The sequence below is a fragment of the Rhodoferax fermentans genome, assembly GCF_002017865.1.
Classification (GTDB): domain Bacteria; phylum Pseudomonadota; class Gammaproteobacteria; order Burkholderiales; family Burkholderiaceae_C; genus Rhodoferax; species Rhodoferax fermentans.
In genome coordinates this window covers 4,363,277-4,378,302 of record NZ_MTJN01000002.1, presented here as the reverse complement: position 1 = coordinate 4,378,302, position 15,026 = coordinate 4,363,277, and the positions used below count along the sequence as shown (strand labels likewise).

Sequence of the window (15,026 nt, the reverse complement as noted above, 5' to 3'; positions counted from 1 at the left end):
CATGAACAATTACGCCCGTTTTATCCCCGGTGAAGAAATCAGTGCGGTCCAGCAGTGGCAGTTTCGTGCCATGGATACGGCTGCCCAGCTATTGGCAGCCAAAACCAAAGCACGCGAAGAGCAAGACGCTGCCGCCCAAACCGAGTCGCAGTTGCAGCAGGCCTACCAAGAAGGTTATGCCGCTGGCGTGGAGCAAGGCAAGCTGCAGGCGCAGGTTGAATTGCAACAGCAAATGCAGGCTTTTTTGGACAATCAGGCGCAAGAAGCCGCAGACAAGCTGACAGCACTGTTCGAGGCGGCCCAGCAGGAACAGCAGGCGGCTGAGCAGGCCATGGCCCAAGGCGTGTTGGCGCTGTCTTGTGAACTCGCCCGCCAGGTGCTGCGTCACGAAGTGTCGGTGAACCCGGCGGTGGTGATGCCGGTGCTGACCGAGGCGATTGGCCTGCTCGGTGCCGAGTTCAAAACAGCGGTGGTCAAACTCCACCCGCAGGACTTGGCCGCGCTGGGTCCACAGATCCAGACCAACTTTGCCGGTATCGGTTTGAGCCTGCGCGCTGACCCGGAGCTGTTGCCCGGTAGTTGCCTGGTGGAATCTGCCGGTACGGTGATTGACGGCACCCTGCAAAAACGCTGGCAGCGTGCTGTGGCCACCTTGGGTCTCAGCAGCACTTGGGAGGTTCCTGGTGAATCCGCCTGAAGCCACCCTGAAGTGGGCCCACTTTCTGGCCGATGCCCAAAAGCGGGTGGAAGTTGGAACCAGTCTGGAGATGCGCGGCACGTTGACGCGTCTGGCCGGTCTGGTGCTGGAGGCCGTGGGTATCCGTGTGCCGGTGGGTTCGCAATGCTGGGTTCGCATGAAGGGGCAGGCGCCGGTGCTCACCGAGGTGGTCGGATTTTCCGGCGACCGTGCTTTTCTGATGCCTGCGGGGGACGTCCACGGTCTGTCCAGCGGCGCCAGTGTTGAGCCCGCCCCGGCCTATGTGGTGGCGCCCCGGTTGGGCGAGCGTCGTCAAAGTGAGCGCACCAGCAGCCTGGGTGCGCTGCGCCTGCCACTGGGCGATGGCTTGCTGGGGCGGGTGGTGGATGCGCAGGGGCGACCGATGGACTACAAGGGCCTGTTGTCGGGGGTGTCCTCCATTCCGTTGGACCGCCAACCCATCAACGCCATGGACCGTGACCCGGTGCGGGTCACGCTGGACACCGGGGTGCGTGCCATCAATGCCTTGTTGACGGTGGGGCGTGGCCAGCGGCTGGGCCTGTTTGCGGGCTCGGGTGTGGGTAAAAGTGTGCTGATGGGCATGATGGCGCGTTACACCCAAGCCGACGTGATTGTGGTGGGCCTGATTGGTGAGCGGGGCCGCGAGGTCAAGGAATTCATCGAAGACATTCTGGGTGAAGAGGGCCGGGCCCGCTCGGTGGTGGTGGCCGCTCCCGCAGATGCGCCACCCTTGCTGCGCATGCAGGGCGCCGCCTACGCCACCGCCGTGGCCGAGAGTTTTCGCGACAAAGGCAAACATGTGTTGCTGTTGATGGACTCCCTCACCCGTTACGCCATGGCACAACGCGAAATTGCCCTGGCCATTGGTGAGCCGCCCGCTACCAAAGGTTACCCGCCGTCCTGTTTTGCCAAGCTGCCCCATCTGGTGGAGCGCAGTGGCAATGGGCTGCATGGTGTGGGCTCGATCACCGCCTTTTACACCGTGTTGTCCGAAGGGGACGACCAGCAGGACCCGATTGCGGATGCAGCACGCGCCATTCTGGATGGCCACATCGTGTTGTCGCGTACCCTGGCCGAGGCTGGGCATTTCCCGGCCATCGATATCGAGCAATCTGCCTCGCGGGTGATGCACAACGTGGTGTCGCGCGAACATTTTGAGCTGGCGCGCAACTTCAAGGCGGTGTATTCGCGGTACGAAAAAGCGCGTGATCTGGTGCAGATTGGTGCCTATGCCGCTGGGTCTGACCCGGCGCTGGACGAGGCGATTGCCTTGCATGAGCCCATGGTGCAGTTCCTGCAGCAGGACATGTTTGAGGCTGCCCCCATGGCCGCCAGCCTGGACGGCATGCAAGATGCCCTGACCCCGGTGGCACGCAGGTAAGCCATGTCCGGACAAAAGACCCTGTTGCTGGCGATCGACCTGGCCACCACCCGGCGGGACGAGGCGCAGGCGAACTTGCAAAACATCTTGCACGCCCAAGCCCATGCCCAAGACCAGATGCAACAGCTCCAGCAATACGCGGTGGAGACCGAGCAGCGTTGGTTGCAGGGGGCGCAAATCAGCACCACGCCAGAGATGCTGCGCCACCACTACCAGTTCATCGGGCGGCTGGATCAGGCGATCCAGATGCAAGAGGGGGTGCTGGCCAACCACGCACAACGGATCGAGGCCGCTCGGCAACTGCTGCTGCAGGCCGAATGTCGGCTCGGCAGCTTCAAACAGGTGCTGGCGACCCGCCGTTTGGCCATGGCCAAAACCCGCCAGCGCCAGGAACAAAAGCAGATGGATGAGTTTGCCAGCCAACAATCACAGCGCCAACAGCGCCTTCATGCTGAGAATGACACATGAGCATCGAATCCACCCGCGCTCCGGAAGGGGCCAAAACGACCACCACCGAAGCTGGCCGAGGCAAGGCTGCGAATGGTCGCACCGCAGGCACGGGCGGGCAGGGCGGCGAAGGCGGCGGTTTTGCCGACCTGATGTCCTCTCTGTCAACGCCTGATGCCCAGAGTCTGCCGTCAGATGCCAGCCAGCCCACCGCAGGGGATGATTTGACCTCAGGCAAGGATGATGCACAAAATGTGCCTCTAGCCCTTGATGGTCAAAGGCTGATAGCTATCAATTTAGTTCCAGCTGCAGCGCCTCCTGTCACGCCTGCGCTGCTCGGCGGCAAAGGCAGTGCAGACAAAAGCCTGGCCGCGAACGTGGGTGAGGTAGCGGCAACAGCTGCCAGCGCGACACCGGCCGTGGCGTCGGATGTGAGCAGTTTGCTGAACAGCCGTCGCGCAGCTCAGTCGCATGCCGCTTTGCAGGGGCAATTGGAGTCGCGCGAGGCCCGTTTGCAACCCGGCCATCAGGTGATGCAGGCCGCGCCAGAGAGCGACCGTGTGACCAACGCCCTCTTGACCGTCGACGTCTCGGCCATCGCGGCAGAGCGCCGGGACGGCAAGCCGACCAACGGGCCAGTGCGTACCAGTCTGGAGGGGGCTTCGGGTGGGGCGGTGGCAGACCGTCTGGGTATCAGTCCTACCTATGAAATTGCTGCTGCTTCGGCGGTGGTGCCGGACACCCCCGTGGCCGAGACCGTGAGTTACTGGGCGACCCAAGGTGTGCAAAATGCCGAGTTGACGCTGGATGGTTTGGGTTTTGAGCCTGTAGAGGTGCGCATTTCGATCGACGGGGATCAGACCCAGGTGGATTTCCGCAGCAACCAGCCCGATGTGCGCCAGGCGCTGGAGAGTGCCTCGGCCCAACTCAAGACCATGTTGTCGGGCGAGGGTTTGCAGTTGACCGGTATGTCGGTCGGCACGTCGGGCCAGGGCAACACACCCAGTGAGGGTCGTCAGCCCCGACCCGCTCCGCGCCAGTCCACGGTGGTGAGTTTGGAGCCGGTGCAGGCCGCCGCCGCTCGCCCAGGCAATCCGTCGGTGGGACGAGCACTGGATCTGTATGTGTGACGTTAGACTCGCTAACAGGACAGATGCGGCGTGCTTGGATGGCTTTTCGGGTCATCAGAATGGCAGGCCAACCCAATAATGACTGTGTTGAAGCACCAAAGGAACCAACGTGGCGACCAAACCTGAAGCAGCTGGGGCAGAGGCTGCCAAACCTGCCAAGAGCAAGAAGATGTTGATCATCATCGTCGGCGTTGTCCTGCTGTTGGTGCTGGGCGGGGGCGGTGCCTTTTTTGTGATCAGCAAGCAGCGTGCTGCGGCGGCTGCGGCCGATGAAGAGGGCGGCGCCGAGCCGGCAGCGCATGCAACGGCGGCCCATGATGCGGCTAAAACACCACCGGTTTATTTACCCATGGACAACATGGTGGTCAATCTGGCAGACCCGGGTGGTGAGCGTGTGGCCCAGGTTGGCATCACGTTGGAAGTGCTTGACGCGAAAGCGGTGGACACCGTCAAGGCTTACATGCCGACCATTCGCAGCGGCATCTTGATGCTGTTGTCACAGCGTTCCGCCGACGATTTGCTGTCGGCAGAGGGCAAGCAGAAACTGATTGACGACATCCTGGTGGAGTGTTCCAGGCCGTTTGGCGGCGGTGAGCCGGAGCCCGAGCCGGTGCCGGGCAAGAAAGTGCGCAAAAAGGCGCCTGTGCAATACCCGGTGGTGGCGGTGCTGTTTTCCAGCCTGATTGTTCAATGATGACTTGCCGGGTTGGCCATGAGTGAATCGTTTTTATCCCAGGAAGAAGTGGATGCCCTGCTGGAGGGCGTGACGGGGGAGAGCCAGAAGCTGTCAGAAGAGGTGGCAGAGACCGGTGAGGTTCGTGCCTACAACATCTCCAGCCAGGAGCGCATCGTGCGTGGGCGTATGCCCACGATGGAAATTGTCAACGAGCGCTTTGCCCGCAACTTGCGCGTGGGTTTGTTCAACTTCATCCGCCGCAGCCCGGAAATTTCGGTCGGCCCGGTCACAGTGCAGCGTTACAGCGCGTTTTTGCGCGAACTGGCGGTGCCAACCAACTTCAACATCGTGGCGATCCGGCCCCTGCGCGGCAGTGGTCTGGTAGTGTGTGAGCCGGCGCTGGTGTTTGGGGTGATCGAGTCGTTGTATGGTGGCATAGGCAAATTTCAGACGCGGATTGAAGGACGCGATTTTTCCGCCACCGAGCAACGTGTGATCAACCGGCTGGTGGATGTGATCACTGCAGAGTACAAAAAGGCCTGGCTGGGCATTTACCCGCTGGAGCTGGATTACCAGCGCTCCGAAATGCAGCCGCAGTTTGCGAACATCGCCACACCCAGTGAAATTGTGGTGTCGACCTCGTTCCATCTCGAAATTGGAGAAATCACAGGGGCCATCCATTTCTGCATGCCCTATGCGACGCTGGAGCCGATTCGCGACGTGTTGTATTCCTCCACCCAGGGCGACTCCATGGAGGTGGACCGTCGCTGGGTCAATGTGCTGACACAGGAGATTCAGGCGGCTGAGGTGGTGCTGGTGGCCGAGCTGGCGCACGCGGATGCAACGGTTGAGCAGTTGCTGGCCATGAAACCGGGCGACTTCATCGAACTGGACCGCCAGCACCGAATTCAGGCCAAGGTCGACGGTGTGCCACTGTTTGAGTGCCAGTACGGCACACACAATGCAAAGTATGCTCTCAAAATTGAAAAATGCTTGAGGAACAACGACCTCAACTGGAAAGGTGATCACTATGGCAACTGATGACAAACCGGCAGAAGACGACGGCCTGGCCGACTGGGCCGAGGCCTTGATGGAGCAAAAAAGCACGGACACTGCGGCCGCCCCAGAGTCGGGGGGGGTGTTGTCTGAAGACCTGCCACGCAACCACTCGTCGTCTTCCGGGTACAACAGCGATGCGCCGATCAACGACATCAACCGGGTGCTGGACATTCCGGTCTTGTTGTCGGTGGAGCTGGGTCGCACCAAGGTGCCGATCAAGCACATTCTGCAGCTTGGTCAGGGGTCGGTGGTCGAGCTCGACGCACTGGCCGGTGAGCCGATGGACGTGCTGGTCAATGGCTACCTGATCGCCCAGGGCGAGGTGGTGGTGGTGAACGACAAGTTTGGTATTCGCCTGACCGACGTGGTGACGCCGTCAGAGCGTTTGCGCCGGGTCAGCAAAGGTTGATCAACGATGTTGTCCGCATGGTTTCCGCTTGTTTTGGCCATAGCGGTGCTGGCCGCCATTCCGTTTGGGTTGAAGTGGTTGCAGCGCCGCTTCGGTGTCGGTGTGGTGGGAGGGGCGGTCAGTGCCAAGGTGATCTCTGCCGTGGCCGTGGGGCCGCACCAGCGGGTGGTCACCGTTGAGGTCGGACCACCTGACGCACGCGTCTGGCTCACTTTAGGGGTTACGGCGCAGAACATCACCTGCCTGCATACCAGCGCCGCAGGCTCGGGGAGCGCGGACGCCGCTCACGCGCCAGACCCATCGGCCATTCAGGTGTGAGAGTGAGTTGTTGATGGTCTTTATTAAAAATAATAGCGAAAGAGCCTTGATGGTAAAGGGCTTGACGGCAATTTTTCTATTAAGTCTGCACACGCTGGGGCTGGCCCAGAGCAATGCCCAGTTGCCCTTGTTGGTGGGAACAGGTGGTTCGGGTGTGAGTTTTTCCGTGCCGATTCAGACGCTGCTGTTTTTCACGGCGCTGTCTTTTCTGCCGGCCATTCTGTTGATGATGACGGGCTTCACCCGCATCGTGATTGTGTTGTCGCTGTTGCGGCAGGCGCTCGGTACACAGTCGGCACCGCCAAACCAGGTGGTGGTGGGCTTGTCCTTGTTCCTGACCCTGTTTGTCATGGGGCCGACCCTGGACAAGGTCTATGCCGACGCCTACCTGCCCTACAGCAACAATACTTTGTCGTTTGAGCAGGCTTTGCCCAAGGCCGAGGCGCCCATGCGCGCCTTCATGAGCAAACAGACGCGCCAATCTGACCTGGCGCTGTTCGTCAAACTGGCCAAGCTCGATGTCAACACCGATGCCACCACAGCGCCCATGCGGGTCTTGATTCCGGCTTTTGTGATCAGCGAGCTGAAGTCAGCTTTCCAGATCGGCTTCATGATCTTCATTCCCTTTCTGGTGATCGACATTGTGGTGGCCAGCGTGTTGATGTCGCTGGGCATGATGATGTTGTCGCCGGTGCTGGTGGCATTGCCGTTCAAGCTGATGATTTTTGTGCTGGCCGATGGCTGGAACCTGCTGATCGGTTCCTTGGCGGCCAGTTTTGTCACCTGAGGGGCGCCCATGAACGCACAAATGGTTCTGACCATGGGGCAAGATGCCCTGTGGATGATGTTGATGGTGTCAGCCCCGTTGTTGGGGGTGATTCTGGTGGTGGGTTTGCTGGTCAGCCTGTTTCAGGCGGTGACGCAGATCAACGAGGCCACCCTGGCCTTTGTTCCAAAATTGATAGCGGCGATTGCTGTATTTGCATTGGCTGGGCCCTGGATGCTGACCACCTTGGTGGAGTACATCCGGCGCACCATCGAGGCCATCCCGTCGGCGGTGATGTGAGCTGGCTTCAGCCATGATCACCTTCACAGAAGCGCAGTTGACAGCCTGGCTGTCGCCCCTGATCTGGCCCTTTTTGCGCACCTTGGCGGTGTTTACCTCGGCGCCGGTGTTGTCTTCCAGGTCTTTTCCTGTCCGCGCCCGCATTGGCTTGGCTTTTTTTGTGGCGCTGGCAGCGCAGCCGAGCTTGGGGCAGCAACCGGTGATCAGCATCACTGACAGCGCTGCCTTGGGGGCCGTGATGCAGCAGGTGGGGGTGGGCCTGGCCATCGGTTTTGCGATTCGTGTGGTGTTTTCCGCAGTAGAACTGGCCGGTGAGGTGGTGGGGTTTCAGATGGGACTGAGTTTCGCCTCCTTTTTTGACCCCAGCTTGAACACCCAGGCCAGCGCCGTGGCACGTTTTTTTGGCCAAACCACCCTGTTCATGTTTGTCGTGATGAATGGCCATCTGCTGGTGTTGATGGCAGTGATCAAGAGTTTTCAGAACTTCCCGGTGGATCAGAACTTTCTGGAGGCCTTAAAGCAGATGAAGGTGCTCGATTTGGGGGTGGACCTGTTTGCCAGCGGGCTGTGGATTGCCTTGCCGATGGTCGGCATGTTGCTGTTTGCCAATCTGGCGCTGGGCATTGTGTCGCGGGTGGCACCTCAAATGAACATCTACGCCATCGGTTTTCCGGTGACCTTGTCGGTGGGCTTGATTGGCATGGCAGCCACCTTGCCGATGTTGGACGAGCCGGTGATGGCGCTGATGCAGCGGGCCATAGAGGTGTTTGCGATCCGTTAGCGGTTTCTCTCAGACCAGGCCGTTGCGAATGGCATACACCGTCATTTCGGCGTTGTTGGTCAGTTTGAGTTTTTCCAGCACGCGTGCCCGGTAGACGCTGACAGTTTTGGGGCTCAGCATGAGCTCTTCGGCAATGTCGGACAGCCGTTTGCCCGATGCAATTTTCAACAGGGTTTGCAACTCACGCTCTGACAAGCTTGCGTGAGCGCTGGTGTTCTCTGGCGTGTTGAGGTTGTCCACCAGCATTTGGGCCACATTGGCGGTGACGTATTTGCGCCCCTGGGCCACGGTACGCACGGCCGTGATCAGGTCAGCGGGGTCGCCCGCTTTGTTCAAGTAGCCTTGTGCCCCCGCTTTCAGGCAGCGAATGGCGTATTGGTCCTCCGGGAACATGGACACCATCAGGACTTTGATGGGCGAGTCCACCTCGCGCAAACTGGCCAGCACCTCCAGTCCACCCCGACCTGGCAGGTTGATGTCGAGGACGAGCACGTCGCAAGGGTGGGCGCGCAAAACTTCGCGGACCTCTGAGTAGGAGCCACTTTCGGCAACAACCTGGATGTCCACCGCTTCAGAGAGCGTTTCTTTGATGCCGCGCCGGATCATGGCGTGGTCGTCGCACAAAATGACGCGAATCATGAGCTCATCACTCCTGTTTGATGGTTGAGTTGTCACTGAGGGGGATGGACAGGGTGATCGCTGTGCCGTGGCCCCGTTGGGTGCTGACATCGAGCCAGCCGCCGACCGTTTTGGCTCTCTCCTTGAGGCCTGTGAGCCCGAATCCTCCTGAAGCGCCGGTGTGTTGATCGGTCATGCCCCGCCCATTGTCGGCCACCTCAAGGGTCAGAAAATGCTCATCCCCCGTCAGTTCAATCTTGACGTTTGTGCACTCTGCGTATTTGCTGGCATTGGTCAGCGCTTCTTGGGCGGTTCTGTAGGCGGTGAGCTGGATGTCTTTGGACAGGGAGTCGTTGGTCAATTCCGCTTTGATCTGGGTGGAAATGCCGGTGCGGCGAGAGAAGCTGTCACCGAGCCAGTGGATGGCAGCCACCAGGCCCTGGTCCAGGATGGCCGGTCGCAGGTTCATCATGATGCGTTGACTGGCCTCCACCGCATGCTGCAACATGTCTGTGGCGGCTTGGACATGGGCCAGCACGCTTGTCTCTGACACATGTCTTGCCACCCAAGCCAGGTCAAAACGGATGGCCGCCAGTGAGCCACCGATGTCATCGTGGATCTCGCGTGCGATGGCGGCGCGTTCCTGTTCTATGGTGGATTGAAGCTGCTCGGCAAAGCTGGCGAGTTGTTTTTGAGATTGTTTGAGCTCTGCATCAGCCTGCTCTCTGGCCAACACAATGTGGTGCATTTCAATCGCGCGCTGTGTCACATGGCGAAGTTTGGAAAGGTCTTCCTTGGGCAGATAGTCGCTGATGCCAGCCTGGATGGCCTGGACTGCGGCAGTTTCCCCGATGGCGCCAGACAGCAACACAAAGGGCAGGCGCACGGACAAATCATTCATCAATGTCCAGGCGTCTAGCGCAGTGAGGCCGGGAAGACGATAATCCGCCAAAATTACATCAAAGTTATTCTCAAGAAGCGCGTTCCTGAAGGTTTGCAGGTTCTCCACGCGCATGATGTCGACGGGTGCTCCCGATTTTTGGAATTCACGCTTGACTAACAGGTGGTCGGACGCCGAGTCTTCCAGATGGAGCACACGTAATCCGGCGTGTTTTTTTTGATTTTCGTTGAGCATGATTGGCGCTATGATTGTCCGCAGGCCTGATTCTGCTTGTTTTAAGGTGCTCTGAACGGAGATTCCATTTCAAATGTCACTTCAGCCAACATTTTCGACCCCTACTGTGGCATTGCCGGTCATGCTGGTGGCTGAAGTACAGGATTCGTTGTTGGTGGTGGTTCATGACTTGAAACGGCTGGATGGCTTGCTGACCCACACCATGGAAAACCTGATGCAGAGATTTACAGCGGCGAGTGCCGATCTGTCTGACCCTGCGTTGATCGCCATGCAAGAGCTCGAAGGTGTGCGAGCTGGTCTGCATGCCGCACTGACTGAATTGCAGTTTCAGGATATGGCTTCCCAGTTGATCATTCATACCTCCAAGATTTTGCAGGGGTGTGCTTACCGTCTGGCCTCGGACTCCATGGGCTCCGAGGATGGTGAAGCCGTTCCTTTTGTGGAAGATGTGCCGGACCGCCCCAACCCTGTAACTCAGGATGAAATGCAGGCGGGTTCGGTTGAGCTTTTTTGATATTGTTGGAGTACCCATGCCTGTCATTCTCACTGTCGATGATTCACCATCCATGCGCAAGATGGTGGCATTTACCTTGGTTGGCGCCGGGTATCAAGTCGTTGAAGCGGTTGACGGCATAGATGCTTATGAGAAGGCGCAAGCCCAGCCAATAGATCTGGTGATCACGGACCAAAACATGCCGCGTATGGACGGTCTGAGTTTGACGCGAAAGTTGCGTGAGCATCCGCAATTCAAAACAGTACCTATCTTGATGCTGACCACCGAGTCCAGTGATCTCATGAAGCAGGCCGGGCGAGCGGCTGGTGCAACCGGGTGGTTGGTCAAGCCGTTTGATCCGAATCGGCTGATCGAAGTGATCAAGAAAGTTATCAAGTAACGGCGCTTTCGTCCGTGTAATCAATTGGTTTTCTGGAGATAGACATGGCTGAAACGCATCATGAGAGCAGTGGGTCCAGTGCCGACTTTGACCTGAGCCAGTTTTATCAGATATTTTTTGAGGAAGCTGGTGAAAATCTGGATTTGATGGAGCAGATGCTGCTGGGTCTGAATCTGGAGACGGCTGACGACGAAGAGCTCAATGGGATTTTTCGTTGTGCCCATTCTGTCAAAGGTGGTGCGGCAACTTTCGGTTTTTCTGATGTGGCAGAACTGACCCATCAAATGGAGTCGCTGCTGGACAAACTTCGGCGACACGAGCTCAAGCCAAACGCGGCAATGGTTGACGTCCTGCTGGAGTCTGCTGATGCTTCGCGCGGTTTGTTGGCTTGCCATCAATCTGGAAATGTTGGTCAAGGACCTGCCACGGCGGGACTCGTCAGCCGAATTCGAGCTTTGGTGGCAGGGGAGGATGTTCCAGTTACCCCAGTCGCCAAACCTCCCGAGCCTGTCAAGGTTGTAGCTGCTGAGCCTGCAGTTGTCCTGCAGTCGGCTCCGGCTGAGGTGGCTGTGCTGAAAAGTGGTGAACAGCGTCATCTGGAGATTCGACTGGTCAAGTTGGATCAGCCTACTCAGGCCGAAGCCATTGTCGAGTTGTTTCGCGATATTCCGGGATTGGGGGGTATCAAGCCTGTGACACAGTCTGGAACTCCTGCGGATACTCGAGTTTTCGAAGTGCAGACAACGTCTTCCAATGAAGATTTGTTGGATTTGTTCGCGTTCCATGTCTCTCGGGAGCATGTTGTTATTGCCGATATTCCCGGATCTGGCGCTTCGGGTGTGCATCAGGAACCAATGACGTCTCCTACTGTAGTTGTGCCTGAACCCTCCGTGAAAGGGGCTTCCGACGCGCCGATTTTTGGTTTTTTTGATGGGGCTCCCGGTGCTCCGCAACAGCACGCGACTGACGTGTCAACGATCGCTGCTTCTCCAGTGATGGATGTGAGTGCGGTGGCCAAGGTTCAAAGTGCCCCCAAGGGGCCTGCGGTGAGTGCGGTACAGCCTGAGGCCGCGACGATTCGGGTGGCTATCAGCAAGGTGGACCAACTGATCAACTTGGTAGGAGAACTGGTGATCACTCAGGCGATGTTGGCACAGAACAGCAGAGCGTTGGATCCCGCCGTTTGCCAGCAATTGTTGACCGGATTGACAGATCTTGATCGGAATACCCGCGATCTGCAGGAATCTGTCATGTCAATCCGAATGATTCCGATGTCCATCGTGTTTAGCCGCTTTCCCCGGATGCTGCGTGATCTGGCGAGCAAGCTTGGGAAAAAGGTTGACTTCGTGACCCAGGGTGAGGCAACAGAATTGGACAAAGGTCTCGTAGAAAAAATCACCGACCCGTTGACCCACTTGGTTAGAAACAGTTGTGATCACGGTATCGAGAGTCCTCAGGAGCGCATTCGAGCCGGGAAGCCTGAGACGGGAACGATCACGCTTTCCGCGTCGCATCAGGGGGGCTCGATCGTGATCGAAGTTCGGGATGATGGTAAAGGCATGTCAAGGCAAAAGATCTTGGCAAAGGCCCGAGAGCGTGGGCTTGATGTCTCAGACCAAATGTCCGATGCTGAAGTTTGGCAACTGATATTTGCACCTGGCTTTTCGACCGCAGAAGCTGTCACGGATGTTTCGGGTCGTGGCGTTGGCATGGACGTTGTGAAGCGAAATATTGCGTCACTGAATGGCACTGTAGAGATCGAGTCCTCCGAAGGCAATGGTATGAAGGTGTCTGTTCGGTTGCCGCTGACTTTGGCGATCATGGATGGTATGTCGGTCGGTGTTGGTGATGAGGTTTATATCTTGCCTTTGTCGTCGGTGGTTGAGTCATTCCAAGTCAAATCTGATGCAGTCAGCACAGTGGGACAGGGCGCGCAGTTGGTTAAGGTGCGTGATGAATATATGCCTGTGATTGAGTTAGAGAAGGTATTTCAGGTGCCAAGGTATAACTCAGATAAGGTCAGTGACATTATGGTTGTTATCGAGGCTGACAGCAGTCGAGTTGTTCTGCTTGTGGATGAGTTGTTAGGACAGCAGCAAGTCGTTGTAAAGAACCTTGAATCAAATTACCGGAAAGTTCCCAATGTCTCTGGTGCTACTATCCTTGGTGATGGTAAGGTGGCTTTGATTTTAGATACTGGTGCCTTGGTGCGTCGTTCACGTCATTGATTCTCAAATAGGTTTAATTTATGAATGAGTCAATTGGTATGGAGAAAGTTTCCGGCGAATCAAGTGCAAAGGTTTGTGAATATTTGACTTTTAGGCTTGATCGTGAAGAGTATGGTATTGATATACTGAAGGTTCAAGAAATTCGCGGGTATGAGCCTCCTACGCGTATTGCGAATGCCCCATCCTTTATAAAAGGAGTGGTTAATTTGCGAGGAACGATTGTTCCGATAGTTGACATGCGTCTTAAGTTCAATTGCGCTAATGCTGTATATGATGCATTTACAGTTGTAATCATTTTGAATCTTCACCAGCGTATTGTTGGAATTGTTGTTGATTCAGTGAGCGATGTAATGGGGCTTGTGCCAGATCAGATGAGAGGCGCTCCAGATATTGACAGCATAATTGATTCTGATGCAATCATCGGATTGGGTTCGTTGGATGACAGAATGTTGATTCTTTTGGATATCGAAAAGCTGATGTCTGGCTTGGATATGAGTCTTGTCGCTGTTACTTGATGATCTGATCAATAGCGTTCCATGACCGATTCGCTGGCATTTACAACACTCCGTGACGGCAACTCAGCTGACGCACAGGGCAGGGAGTTCGCTTGGACCAATGCTGATTTTGATAGAGTTCAGAAACTTATTTATCAGCGTGCAGGTATCAGTCTACACAATGGCAAGCATGCAATGGTTTACAGCCGCTTGTCGCGACGTTTGCGTGAAACCGGGTACCGAAGTTTTAATGAATATCTCGGGTGGCTGGAGTCCAGTGACGGCCCTGAGTGGCAGGAGTTCATTAATGCATTAACGACTAACCTCACATCATTTTTTCGTGAGGATCATCACTTCAAAATATTTTCTGAGTATTTAACGCATCACAAACAGAAAAGCAAATGGAAGATTTGGTGTTGTGCGGCTTCAACAGGGGAGGAGCCATATTCCATATTGATGACGGCGATTGATGCATTGGGTGCAAATCCTGGTTTATCTTTGGTTGCAAGTGACATTGATTCGAAAGTGCTTGCGACAGCGGCAAACGGAATTTATAGAATTGAGAACTTGAGAAATATTAATAATGATCAATTCCGGAAATTTTTTTTGCGTGGCAAGGGGGCTAATTCCGGCATGGTGAGAGTTAAGCCAGAGCTGCAAAAGTTGGTGGATTTCAAAATTGTAAATTTGGTTCGCGACTCTTGGCCATTTCAGGAGTTGTTTGATGTGGTGTTTTGTCGCAATGTCATGATTTATTTTGATGGACCTACGCAGAGGAGTGTGCTTGAGCGTATTCATCGAGTCATGTCTCCGGGGGGCTTGTTGTTTGTTGGACATGCAGAGAACTTTAGTGAGTCCCGTGATCTCTTTGTTTTGAGAGGTAAGACTGTTTATGAGAGAGTCTGAGTCTGCAGTGCTTGTTGCTTCACGCCACATTCTTTTTCTTTAGCCAATACGGTAGCCTCTTATGAATTCACCTTCTTCCGGTTTAGGTCGAATGTCCTATCAGACTGACGACGCACAAGGAAGAGCGAAGTTGCCGATCGGCGGGCGTGTTTCCCAGCTTGATCGCTTGAAGTCGCTGGCGCGTAGCCCGGGTGAAGCCTCCTTTTTTTACGCCGACCACCACTTTCAATATGACGCGGTCAAAGTTTTGCCGGGGGAGTACTTTGTTTCTAGCGAAGACCTGATGGTGATGACGGTTTTGGGGTCATGTATCGCAGCTTGCATTTGGGATAGCCGGGTTCGTTCTGGAGGGATGAATCATTTCATGTTGCCAGACGGTGATGGTGCAGAAGGTGGGGGGCGCTATGGGTCCTACGCCATGGAGCTACTCATCAATCATCTGTTGAAGTCGGGGGCTCGCAGGGAGTCCATGCAGGCCAAGGTTTTTGGAGGTGCCCAAGTGATGGCGGGATTTACCTCGATGAATGTCGGCGAAAGAAATACCAAATTTGTGCTTGATTACTTGGCGACAGAGCGCATACCCGTTGTGTCGCAGGATGTCTTGGACATCCATCCTAGAAAAGTTTGTTTTTTTCCTGCTTCTGGTAAAGCGCTTGTCAAGCGATTGGCTCACGCTCATCCAGAAACACTTGCTGTGGAAGAGCGAAAAGGAAACGCTGCAACGGTTGTTCGTTCGACTTCTGGCGGCTCTGTTGATTTGTTTTGAG

19 protein-coding genes are annotated in these 15,026 nt (G+C 56.2%); 17 read left to right on the top strand and 2 right to left on the bottom strand.

Annotated features, from left to right (window positions below):
• The first annotated feature begins 1 nt into the window (after position 1).
• From RF819_RS20435 to fliR, 11 genes are all read left to right on the top strand, one after another.
• Positions 2-697 carry a FliH/SctL family protein gene (locus tag RF819_RS20435; protein WP_078366634.1) on the top strand — a complete coding sequence of 232 codons (696 nt, stop codon included), beginning with the start codon at positions 2-4 and terminating at the stop codon, positions 695-697.
• Positions 684-2,099 carry a flagellar protein export ATPase FliI gene (gene fliI / locus RF819_RS20430; RefSeq protein ID WP_420853877.1) on the top strand — a complete coding sequence of 472 codons (1,416 nt, stop codon included), beginning with the start codon at positions 684-686 and terminating at the stop codon, positions 2,097-2,099. Before RF819_RS20435 ends, fliI begins: the two co-directional genes overlap by 14 nt.
• 3 nt (positions 2,100-2,102) lie before the next feature.
• The gene (fliJ, locus tag RF819_RS20425) at positions 2,103-2,567 is read left to right on the top strand and encodes a flagellar export protein FliJ (protein WP_078366633.1); all 465 of its coding nucleotides are present in this window, start codon (positions 2,103-2,105) and stop codon (positions 2,565-2,567) included.
• Positions 2,564-3,676, top strand: a complete 1,113-nt coding sequence (locus tag RF819_RS20420) for a flagellar hook-length control protein FliK (protein ID WP_078366632.1) — start codon at positions 2,564-2,566, stop codon at positions 3,674-3,676. Before fliJ ends, RF819_RS20420 begins: the two co-directional genes overlap by 4 nt.
• 109 nt (positions 3,677-3,785) lie before the next feature.
• Positions 3,786-4,370 (top strand): flagellar basal body-associated FliL family protein, encoded by a 585-nt coding sequence (locus tag RF819_RS20415; RefSeq protein WP_244899936.1) that lies wholly within the window; start codon positions 3,786-3,788, stop codon positions 4,368-4,370.
• Positions 4,371-4,388: 18 nt separating this feature from the next.
• Positions 4,389-5,393 carry a flagellar motor switch protein FliM gene (fliM, locus tag RF819_RS20410; RefSeq protein WP_078366631.1) on the top strand — a complete coding sequence of 335 codons (1,005 nt, stop codon included), beginning with the start codon at positions 4,389-4,391 and terminating at the stop codon, positions 5,391-5,393.
• Positions 5,383-5,820 (top strand): flagellar motor switch protein FliN, encoded by a 438-nt coding sequence (fliN, locus tag RF819_RS20405; protein ID WP_078366630.1) that lies wholly within the window; start codon positions 5,383-5,385, stop codon positions 5,818-5,820. Before fliM ends, fliN begins: the two co-directional genes overlap by 11 nt.
• 6 nt (positions 5,821-5,826) lie before the next feature.
• Entirely contained in the window at positions 5,827-6,138 is a 312-nt protein-coding gene (locus RF819_RS20400) for a FliO/MopB family protein (RefSeq protein ID WP_078366629.1), read from the top strand.
• Positions 6,139-6,187: 49 nt separating this feature from the next.
• On the top strand, positions 6,188-6,925 hold the full coding sequence (gene fliP, locus RF819_RS20395) for a flagellar type III secretion system pore protein FliP (RefSeq protein WP_078366628.1): 738 nt from the start codon (positions 6,188-6,190) through the stop codon (positions 6,923-6,925).
• A gap of 9 nt (positions 6,926-6,934) precedes the next feature.
• The gene (gene fliQ / locus RF819_RS20390) at positions 6,935-7,204 is read left to right on the top strand and encodes a flagellar biosynthesis protein FliQ (protein WP_078366627.1); all 270 of its coding nucleotides are present in this window, start codon (positions 6,935-6,937) and stop codon (positions 7,202-7,204) included.
• Between the two features lie 13 nt (positions 7,205-7,217).
• Positions 7,218-7,985: a flagellar biosynthetic protein FliR gene (gene fliR, locus RF819_RS20385; RefSeq protein WP_078366626.1), complete on the top strand. Its 768-nt coding sequence runs from the start codon at positions 7,218-7,220 to the stop codon at positions 7,983-7,985.
• A gap of 9 nt (positions 7,986-7,994) precedes the next feature.
• Here fliR and RF819_RS20380 read toward each other — a convergent pair whose 3' ends face one another.
• Together RF819_RS20380 and RF819_RS20375 are read right to left on the bottom strand one after the other, a co-directional pair.
• A complete protein-coding gene (locus tag RF819_RS20380; protein ID WP_078366625.1) occupies positions 7,995-8,624 on the bottom strand; it encodes a response regulator in 630 nt (209 codons plus the stop codon).
• Positions 8,625-8,631: 7 nt separating this feature from the next.
• Entirely contained in the window at positions 8,632-9,738 is a 1,107-nt protein-coding gene (locus RF819_RS20375) for a hybrid sensor histidine kinase/response regulator (RefSeq protein WP_078366624.1), read from the bottom strand.
• A gap of 73 nt (positions 9,739-9,811) precedes the next feature.
• On the opposite strand from RF819_RS20375, the gene RF819_RS20370 reads away from it, so the two are divergent.
• The 6 genes from RF819_RS20370 (at position 9,812) to cheD (ending at position 15,025) form a co-directional block, all read left to right on the top strand.
• On the top strand, positions 9,812-10,252 hold the full coding sequence (locus tag RF819_RS20370; RefSeq protein WP_078366623.1) for a hypothetical protein: 441 nt from the start codon (positions 9,812-9,814) through the stop codon (positions 10,250-10,252).
• Between the two features lie 16 nt (positions 10,253-10,268).
• Positions 10,269-10,631: a response regulator gene (locus RF819_RS20365; protein ID WP_078366622.1), complete on the top strand. Its 363-nt coding sequence runs from the start codon at positions 10,269-10,271 to the stop codon at positions 10,629-10,631.
• Between the two features lie 44 nt (positions 10,632-10,675).
• The gene (locus tag RF819_RS20360) at positions 10,676-12,859 is read left to right on the top strand and encodes a chemotaxis protein CheW (protein ID WP_078366621.1); all 2,184 of its coding nucleotides are present in this window, start codon (positions 10,676-10,678) and stop codon (positions 12,857-12,859) included.
• A 20-nt stretch (positions 12,860-12,879) separates the two neighbouring features.
• Entirely contained in the window at positions 12,880-13,374 is a 495-nt protein-coding gene (locus RF819_RS20355) for a chemotaxis protein CheW (RefSeq protein ID WP_242472955.1), read from the top strand.
• Between the two features lie 21 nt (positions 13,375-13,395).
• Positions 13,396-14,259: a CheR family methyltransferase gene (locus tag RF819_RS20350; RefSeq protein WP_078366619.1), complete on the top strand. Its 864-nt coding sequence runs from the start codon at positions 13,396-13,398 to the stop codon at positions 14,257-14,259.
• Between the two features lie 91 nt (positions 14,260-14,350).
• Positions 14,351-15,025: a chemoreceptor glutamine deamidase CheD gene (gene cheD, locus RF819_RS20345; RefSeq protein ID WP_143541847.1), complete on the top strand. Its 675-nt coding sequence runs from the start codon at positions 14,351-14,353 to the stop codon at positions 15,023-15,025.
• Position 15,026 lies beyond the last annotated feature (1 nt).